The organism is Archangium lipolyticum, from assembly GCF_024623785.1.
GTDB lineage: Bacteria > Myxococcota > Myxococcia > Myxococcales > Myxococcaceae > Archangium > Archangium lipolyticum.
In genome coordinates, this window is record NZ_JANKBZ010000044.1 from 75,447 (window position 1) to 83,207 (window position 7,761).

Genomic DNA, 7,761 nt, shown 5'->3' on the forward strand with positions numbered 1-7,761 from the left:
GGCGCCCATGTCCGCCCAAGTAGAGGCAGAGCCGAAATTGTCTGTGCGGATTGGCGCCGCTGCGAGGGAAGCGCGTAAGCGGGCCAAGTTGACACAGGAAGACGTGGCCGAACGTCTTGGACTTGCCCCCGAGGTTTACGGGCGTATGGAACGAGGCGTCATCATGCCCAGCGTTCCGACATTGAAGAAGATTTGCCAAGCTCTCGGGGTTGCAGCTAGCAGCCTATTGGCGGTTGAAACGATGAAGCCGCCTGCGCGTTCGGCATCACGACAGGCCAAACAGGAAGACTCGCCGGAGATCCGGAAGTTGTTGCGCCGGTTGCGGACGCTGAGCAAACCCCAGCTTGACGCCATCCGGATTGTGGCAAACCTCATGCGGACAGAGAGCGCGAAACGAGGCCCTCGCAGGCCCACTCAACGCAAGTCGAAATCTGCTAAACGTGCCCCGCATGGAAAGTGACCTACTACAGAAGACGATAGGCGAGGTGGCACGAGCCGCACGGGAAGGGCTCGGGCTAACTCAGGCCCAAGTGGCGCGCCAAGTCGGGCTCACTCCGCCCGTATATGGCCGCGTAGAGCGCGGCGGGATGATGCCTTCCGTTCCTGTGCTTCGGGCGATTGCCGTTGCGCTGGGCGTCCCAACGGATGCGCTGCTTGACGTGTCCAGCTCGGAAGTCCCCACCACACACAAGGACCTGTCGCCCGAGACTCGGAAGGTTGTGGGCCTGCTGCGCACGTGGCCCGAGAAGAAGGTAGAGGTGGCGGGCGACGTGCTGCGGGCAATGGATGTCCTGACGGTGCCCGACGCGACTTAGGGTCGCTAGGCGCTGCGGGCTCTCGGTCGCCGGCACGCCTGTCGCGCTTCGCCCATGCTTTATCCCGGCGCCGCAGGTGAGCCGGAATGCTGGCCTTGAGCCCCGGAATGTCTGCCGGAGTCCCCGAGGCTCACGGGTTCTGCTACGCTCCGCGACTTCGGAGGTAGCGCGCTCTTGGTCTCAATGTTCAGGCATCCCGAACCGGGCGATGTGGTCGGGGACTATCGCCTTTTGAAGAAGTTGGGGGAAGGCAGCTTCGGCCTGGTCTTCAAGGCCGAGCGCGCGGGGCGCTTCTTCGCCGTGAAGTTTCTGCACGATGTTGCTTTGAGCGCGAGGGCTCGCCGGGAGGTTGCCATTCTCGCGGAGATGGAACACCCGTGCGTCGTTCGCTTTCATGGTTTCGACCGCTGGCCCGTGCCCATCATCGGAACGCCCTATATCGTCATGGACTTCGTGGATGGGTTGACGCTGGAGGACCACGCCAGCGAGCACAACCCATCAGCGCGAAAAGCTGCCCGCTTCATTTTTCAGATCGGGCTGACTCTCGGGGAAGTCCACCAGCGGGGAGTTTTTCACCGCGACTTGAAGCCACCTAATATTGTCATTGCGGGCAAGGCAGAGGTGCCCGTCTTGATCGACTTCGGTGTCGGCTGGCACGTCGGAGCGCCAGTCGCCACCGATGAAGGCTCGTTGCCCGGCACATTGGAGTTTCAAGCCCCGGAAGCTTTCCAGCGAATCGGGCGCTATGAGTGCCGCACGGGTGATGAACTATGGGCCCTGGGCGTGTGCTTTTACTGGCTGTTGACGGACATTCTCCCTTTCGGGGACAGGTTGGATGAAGGTTTGATTGATCGCATCCTTCACATGAGGCCTGTTCCATCCCATGTTCTCAATCCGCGCGTGCCTGCGGTTCTATCGGGCGTTTGTAAGAAGATGTTGGAGAAGAGGCCCGAGGACCGCTATGGAAGCGTGGTTGAATTCTGCGATGCGCTAAATAAGGCATTAGCTGATGCCGAGCTTGATGCAAGCTGGGACGTACCGTTGTTTGACCCTGACGCATCCGGCGCCCGGCTAGTCCCATCATGGGTGGATGAATCCGACTCGCTGCGCTGGCTTCGACGGTGGATAGGAGAGAGCCCCCGGCGTGGAAGGAAGCCAGCGCAGGAGGTTGCCGCCGCTGTGAACCCGGCAGAGCAGGACGTGAAGCCCGAGGTGCAGCAGGTTGCAGCCGCCCGCGAGCCGGCAGCCGTTGCCGCGCCCGTTGCTCCCGCAGTTCTCGAGCCCGTAGGCCCTCCGGTTGCCGCTCCTCCTTTCGCTCGACCCTCCCGCATCCAACGTGGGGCACCTGCCCGGCCCCGGGTGCCCGCATGGCCCATGGGCTCTATCGTGGGGAGCTTGCTATGGCGGCCCCCTGTGGTGCTGGTGGCGGGGATTGCGGCGGTGTCTCTCGTGGTATGCGCCGTGGGCCTTGCTCGGAAGACAGCCCCCAGCACCGAAGGGAACGCCCCCTCTACGATGACCAACAACGCCGAGCCCCTACCCATGCCGTCCCCTCGGGAGGACGCGATGCGAGAAACCGGGCGCGTCCGCGAAGTGGCGCGGCCCGGCAACCCGCCGGAAGCTACAAAAGGCGCGGCGCCCATTGAGGCCACTACCCCCGCGCTCAAGGCTACCGCCATGTTTCGCAAGCCAGACACGACGAAAAAAGAAACGTCCAAGCTCCAGCCCCAAGGCGCGGAGATGGGCTCTCCCTTGAAGAACGCCGCCGCCGCTGCTGCCGCCGCCGCCTGTGCGCTGCTGGATGGCGGCTGTACGGGCAGCACGGCCCAAGTGCTCCCCACGCCCGCGCCCATTGCGTGCCCCGCCGGATGGCAGGAAACACACGACAGGTTCCGCTTCGGACGTGGGAACGTCGTGCTGCAAGGTTATGAGGGTGAGCCAGGAGAGACGGCCCCTGTGCGAGAGGGACCCGTTACCGTCTCGGTAGCGTACCTCGGAAAGCTGCCTAGGGGGGCCTTGCTTTCCGGGACATTGCAGCCAGGGGAAAACCGTGTCTTCGGCACCTTCACCCGGGCGCAGATTCCAGGCGGGGAAACCCAACCTGTTTGTCTGGTTATTGGCCTCGATGCACCGTCCACTGTGCCGGGTGGCCCGGACTGCCCTCCGGGGCTAGGGGCCTGCCCCGCGCATGAAAGCAGGCCGGGCAACGTGAAAATGTTTACCCGCTTTGAGGTGTACGGAAAGGGCACGTTCTAAGACGTGCCGCCCGGCAGGATTGGCGCGGTGTGCGGTTGGGCGCAGCCGAGCCTTTGATTTGAACAGGGGCCCGCCAGTTATCGAGCAGGGCCCCGCCTACTTTGTCGAGGTTGAATCCACGTGCTGCCCCCGTCTCCTGGCGCTCTCCTGGCGCTCGCCCTCATCGCTGGCACCACACAGGCCGTCGAGCTGTCCTCCGTTGCCCACTGCGCTGCTACGTCCCGCATTGACTTGGCGGCGGACTCCACGGCGCAGGCGTCCGAGGTGTGCGTGAGCCCGGACGAGACGACAACGTTTGTTTTTGACTCTCGCCTTGCGGTAGGGGCAGTGGAGTTTCAGCCAGAGGGCCGCCTCGCAGATTGGGCTCAAGGTAAGGAGAGCCTGAGCCTCCACGTCATTCCCAAGGGAGATTTTCTGCCGGGGGAGAGAGTCAGGGTAACGGTGCGCTTCGCGGATGGCGCGGCCCCGGCCAGTGCAACCTTCTGGCTGGTGGGCCATGCGGCAAGGGGGACGCGGCGCGTGGAGGTGTTCCGCGAGCCGCGCCCAGCGGGCGCGCTCAAGAGGGAGGCTGCCGAGGCACGGGCCGAAGCGCGCCAGTGTCAGGAGGACAAGGCTCGGCTTCTGGCCGAGCGCAAAGAGCCCGGCGGGCTCATGGGGGCCGCATGGATGGAGCGCGGAGGAGAGTTTCAGTCAAAACGCATTTGGGAGACCGTGAAGCAGCACCCGGCAAACGCACTCAGGACAGAGGACGCCCGAAGCTACAGCCACCTGGGAAGCGTGGCGATACGGCTGCAACTCGCAAACGCTGGAGCCGAGCCCTGGACGGTGGCGGGGGCTGTGTTGAAGGACTCGACGGGCGCGGAGGTGGAGTTTTCCGCGTGGCAAGAGTCGGCCATTGCTCCCGGTGCCCTCGGCTTTGTCGTGTTGGGCGTCGAGAGGGAGCAGGGGCAACTCGGCTGCCCCTGCACCCTCAAGCTATGGGAAGCGCAGGGGCCCCGCACTGTTACCCTCGGAAACGTCACGTTCCCGCCTGTGGAGCAAGCCCGGGCGCGTGAGTAGTGACGCCTCAGCTCCGGTAGATCGGTGGGCATCCGCTCCGGCATCTCGCGCATTACAAGTCGTCCGACACCTTCGGTGGCTATGTGAGAAAAAGCACGCAAGCGTGAATGCCGACGCTGGTGTCGCTAGAATCGGTGAATTTGCATGCAGCACACTGCACGCAATATCTCCAAGCGCGTGAATGCGTACGTTTTCCGGCTAATCATCATCCGGAACAACTCTGGTGATTGGGCCGTCCAATTCGAGTCGCGATTCAACAGTTGGAGGAAGGGACATTCCTTCAAGCGGACTCATGTCAGGGTGATGAAATACGCGGCGGTAGCTATTCGCGGCAATCGAATAATTGAAAGCCCTGGCCTGCTCCGGCGAGCCATCCCGAACGATTTCTCCGGCAGGTGCTTCTGCAGCCATGATGAGGGCATGTCGCATATCTAGCGGGAATCGGATTTCGTCGCACGTTCCGAAGCCTTCTCGGGAATAGGAGTCGTCCCGGTGTCCTGGCTTTGTCCATGCAACCACTGGCGAATCTGACGTAATTAGACATGGCTCGGAAAATTTAAGTATTTGCCACGCTCGGGCACTGGCTATTCGACCGAGTCCTGGAGTCATTCTTAGCATTTGTTGGATTGATTTATTCTGATGTGGAGTCACCTTGTACGTTTCGGTTGCAGAGAATTTCTTGAGCAGTCGTTCTATTTCCGCATCAGTGGGATCACGGCCAGTTGCGTCGCGAAAATGCTTCCGCAAAGCTTTTTTGGGCTGGTTTATCAAAATGAGTTTTGCAAATTGATCAGCCATGTGGTTGTATGTGTCCCGTTGATCCCGCCCGCGTAGCCATTGAAGTCCGACGAAAAACCCGATTATCTCGCGGGTTTCTGCTGATGGAGGGAACGGTTGTGCAATCAGTCCCTCAAGCGCTGCTCGCGATGCGCTTTCGATCTCGCTTAGGGTTTTCTCCAATTCAAGAGATGCTCCTGACCCCGTTTCAAGCTTGTAAAAGTACCTCTCAGACGCCACGTCTCTGACTGGGCATATGTATGTTCTGCCCGGAGATGTTCGTTCAACGACCCTGACTTGATCGCGGTTGTTGGCAAAGTGGCGCAAGTAGAACTGTGGGACGTAATGGTGCTTAATTGGATCAGTCATCCGAAACTCAAGGTCTGGCAATTTTCACTACTAAACCAGGGTTCATGATTCTAGATCACCCCCTGGCCTCGGAGGTTCTCCCTCCGAGGTACATCCCAGCAGACAGGGGTGCTCCCCGTTCGAGAGTGGACGCCGCGCTCGACCTCCTCTAGGTTCAGTTCACTCCCGCCCGGGTCATGGCCGGAAAGAAGTCCAGCGTCTGCCGCCGCTCCCCGTCGGCTCGGCATCCGGGGAAATCTGATCCTCAATGATGGCGAGGATGTCTCGGTAGAACCGGCCGGTGGAGTGGCCGCTGAACCACAGGCCAAAGAGCGGGAGGGCGAAGAGCCAGAGGGCGGGCAGCGCCTAGACGCGCAAGAAACGGGGAGTATCAGGATGAGGGGCATGGAAGACGGAGGGCAGGCGAGCGGGCAGACCCTATCGCGTGGGATGGGCCCAAGGGGAGCCCCCGCCGGGCTGTGAAGGAGCGCCCACGACAGATTCATCCGAGCTGTGAATCAGGCCGCTGGAAGCCACCCAGAGCCCGATAGTGGCACAGTGGGGACCTTGGGCCGATGAAGCTACCAGGGCTCGGTGGTAGCAGGCCAAGTCATCAGAGGCAGAAGATGGATTCGGGTTTTGAGGGCTCGCAACTCTCGCCCGGCGCGGAGGGCAAGGGGACCAAAAAAGGACCAAGCCGAACGGACGCGCCTGGACTCGCCCGGACAGATGGGCGCCCCATTTCAGAGGGAAAACGGGGGGTGTGCCTCTGGTCCCGAGTGGAGGCGGATCCGCCCTTAGCGGCTTCGATTCCCGCCGCCTCCACTGGATGTAGCAAAGCCCAGGGCGCCATCAGGCGAGCCGGGGTTTTCTTTTTCGGTCGAGGTCGCGAGGGGCAGCCGGACGAACTGGCCGCGCTCGTGGCGCTGGACCTTGAGCTTCGCCACCTTGGCGCAGAAGGTCTCCCACGGGAACGTGGTGTAGAGGTCGATACGGTTCACCACGATCGGGCGGCAACGAGGCCTTCTGCCAGCGCGCCCCGACAGCGATGGACGAGCACACGAGGGGAGCGGCACACTGCAGCCGCATCTCGGGCCCGTGGAGGGCTCCCTGGGCGGTAGCAGTACCAGCGGGCACGCTCTCGCGGGCAGTGCCGGGTCAGGTGACCGCTTGCCCGTACCTGAAGGGTGCCGGATCCAGGCCGCTCGCGCCTTGATTGGTGTCCCCTGAAGATTTGCGGTACGAACACGCATGCGTATCGCAGTGACTGGCACGCACCGAGTGGGAAAGTCGACGCTCATTGAATCGCTTGAGGACCGACTCGCGGAGTATCGGGTCGTCGACGAGCCGTACCTCCTACTCGAAGAGGAAGGTTACGAGTTCGCTTCTCCACCGTGCTTGGAAGACTTCCTCGAACAGCTCCGTCGCTCGATGGAGTTGCTCGAGGACGAGGATGGCGCGCGAAACGTTCTGTTTGATCGCTGTCCCCTCGATTTTCTTGGATACCTCCTGACGCACGAGGAATCAGATTCGTTCGATCTGGAGGAGTGGCTTGCCCGGATTCGTTCCACCATTCAGACCCTGGATCTCGTCGTCTTTGTGCCCATCGAGGAGCGCGATCGCATCCAGATACCTGCACACGAAGATCCCGAGCTGAGGGTGGAGGTGGACGAGAAACTCGCCTGGATGCTGCTCGACGACCCTTTTGAGTTGGGAGTGGAAATTCTACTCGTCCACGGCTCCAGGACCGCGCGGGTCACCCAGGTCCTTGCGCGCCTTGGGCGAGGATAGCGCCGTCTTGGTTTTGTAGGCGTTCAGGTTTCCCTAGGTGGCGATGGATGGGGCCATGGGCAAGGCCCCGCTGGGCGGGGAGAAGACGGGCTCCAACCCGACGGATAGGGCCAAGAGGGGCACCAAGAAGAGCCTGCTGACCAATGGGCGGGGCGCTCCCCTGGGCCTGGCCGTTGCCAGCGCCAACATCCCTGACTTCAAGTTGATGCGCTCCACGCTTGAGTCCCTACCCGTGGAGCGCCCCGCCCCCAGTGCGCACGCACCGCAAGGGATGTGTCTGGAAAAGGGCTATGACTACGACGAAACTGATGGTGTTGATTGGCAGATCGTCAAGAATCCCTGAACAAACGCCCCAGAAATCCCATGACCTCTGCCTCTAAAGCCTCCAAAGCCCGCAGCATGCTGCTCGACTATCTGATGCGAGTCCGCCGAGATGCGCAAGCCGGGCGCTTGAGCATGCATATTGGTGAGCCCAATGTGGATCGCTTTCAGGGACTCATCGTTGGCTACCACATGTGCCAACTCGACCAGGGTGTAGAGGATGTCGAGTATGGCCAATTCCGGGAGTGGCTACGGGCTAGAGGTGAAGTAACCGTTCACCGCCCAGGCTCGGTTGATGAGGAGGCAGAGGGGAGGTGACCGGAGAAGTGGTGCTGGACAAGGGGACGGCAGACGTGGTGTAGCAGAAGCATGGCCGAGGTGGACCCCCGAGACG

At 61.8% G+C, this 7,761-nt stretch carries 7 protein-coding genes and 1 pseudogene; 6 read left to right on the forward strand and 2 right to left on the reverse strand.

From position 1 onward, the window contains the following. Window positions 1-7: 7 nt before the first annotated feature. The 4 genes from NR810_RS52965 to NR810_RS47630 all read left to right on the forward strand — a co-directional run bounded on the left by NR810_RS52965 (window position 8) and on the right by NR810_RS47630 (window position 4,130). Window positions 8-460, forward strand: coding sequence for a helix-turn-helix domain-containing protein (locus tag NR810_RS52965; protein WP_407653904.1), 453 nt, complete (start codon window positions 8-10; stop codon window positions 458-460). Beyond that, window positions 450-815, forward strand: a complete 366-nt coding sequence (locus tag NR810_RS47620; RefSeq protein WP_257462460.1) for a helix-turn-helix domain-containing protein — start codon at window positions 450-452, stop codon at window positions 813-815. The genes NR810_RS52965 and NR810_RS47620 overlap by 11 nt, the downstream gene beginning before the upstream one ends. A gap of 183 nt (window positions 816-998) precedes the next feature. Continuing rightward, a complete protein-coding gene (locus tag NR810_RS47625; RefSeq protein WP_257462470.1) occupies window positions 999-3,071 on the forward strand; it encodes a serine/threonine protein kinase in 2,073 nt (690 codons plus the stop codon). 120 nt (window positions 3,072-3,191) lie between these two features. Continuing rightward, a complete protein-coding gene (locus tag NR810_RS47630; RefSeq protein ID WP_257462462.1) occupies window positions 3,192-4,130 on the forward strand; it encodes a DUF2381 family protein in 939 nt (312 codons plus the stop codon). A gap of 198 nt (window positions 4,131-4,328) precedes the next feature. Here NR810_RS47630 and NR810_RS47635 read toward each other — a convergent pair whose 3' ends face one another. Next, entirely contained in the window at window positions 4,329-5,276 is a 948-nt protein-coding gene (locus NR810_RS47635; protein WP_257462464.1) for a DUF4238 domain-containing protein, read from the reverse strand. Window positions 5,277-6,052: 776 nt separating this feature from the next. Then, a complete protein-coding gene (locus NR810_RS47640) occupies window positions 6,053-6,259 on the reverse strand; it encodes a hypothetical protein (protein ID WP_257462465.1) in 207 nt (68 codons plus the stop codon). Window positions 6,260-6,506: 247 nt separating this feature from the next. Between NR810_RS47640 and NR810_RS47645 the strand changes: the two genes are divergently transcribed. Beyond that, window positions 6,507-7,046 (forward strand): ATP-binding protein, encoded by a 540-nt coding sequence (locus tag NR810_RS47645; protein WP_257462466.1) that lies wholly within the window; start codon window positions 6,507-6,509, stop codon window positions 7,044-7,046. Between the two features lie 37 nt (window positions 7,047-7,083). Next, window positions 7,084-7,344, forward strand: a pseudogene (locus NR810_RS47650) (IS5/IS1182 family transposase); the annotation flags it as partial. Window positions 7,345-7,761 lie beyond the last annotated feature (417 nt).

Coding starts and splice junctions, on each gene's coding strand:
- NR810_RS52965 (WP_407653904.1), top strand. CDS start 8: ATGTCCGCCCAAGTAGAGGCAGAGCCGAAATTGTCTGTGCGGATTGGC.
- NR810_RS47620 (WP_257462460.1), top strand. CDS start 450: ATGGAAAGTGACCTACTACAGAAGACGATAGGCGAGGTGGCACGAGCC.
- NR810_RS47625 (WP_257462470.1), top strand. CDS start 999: ATGTTCAGGCATCCCGAACCGGGCGATGTGGTCGGGGACTATCGCCTT.
- NR810_RS47635 (WP_257462464.1), bottom strand. CDS start 5,276: ATGACTGATCCAATTAAGCACCATTACGTCCCACAGTTCTACTTGCGC.
- NR810_RS47645 (WP_257462466.1), top strand. CDS start 6,507: ATGCGTATCGCAGTGACTGGCACGCACCGAGTGGGAAAGTCGACGCTC.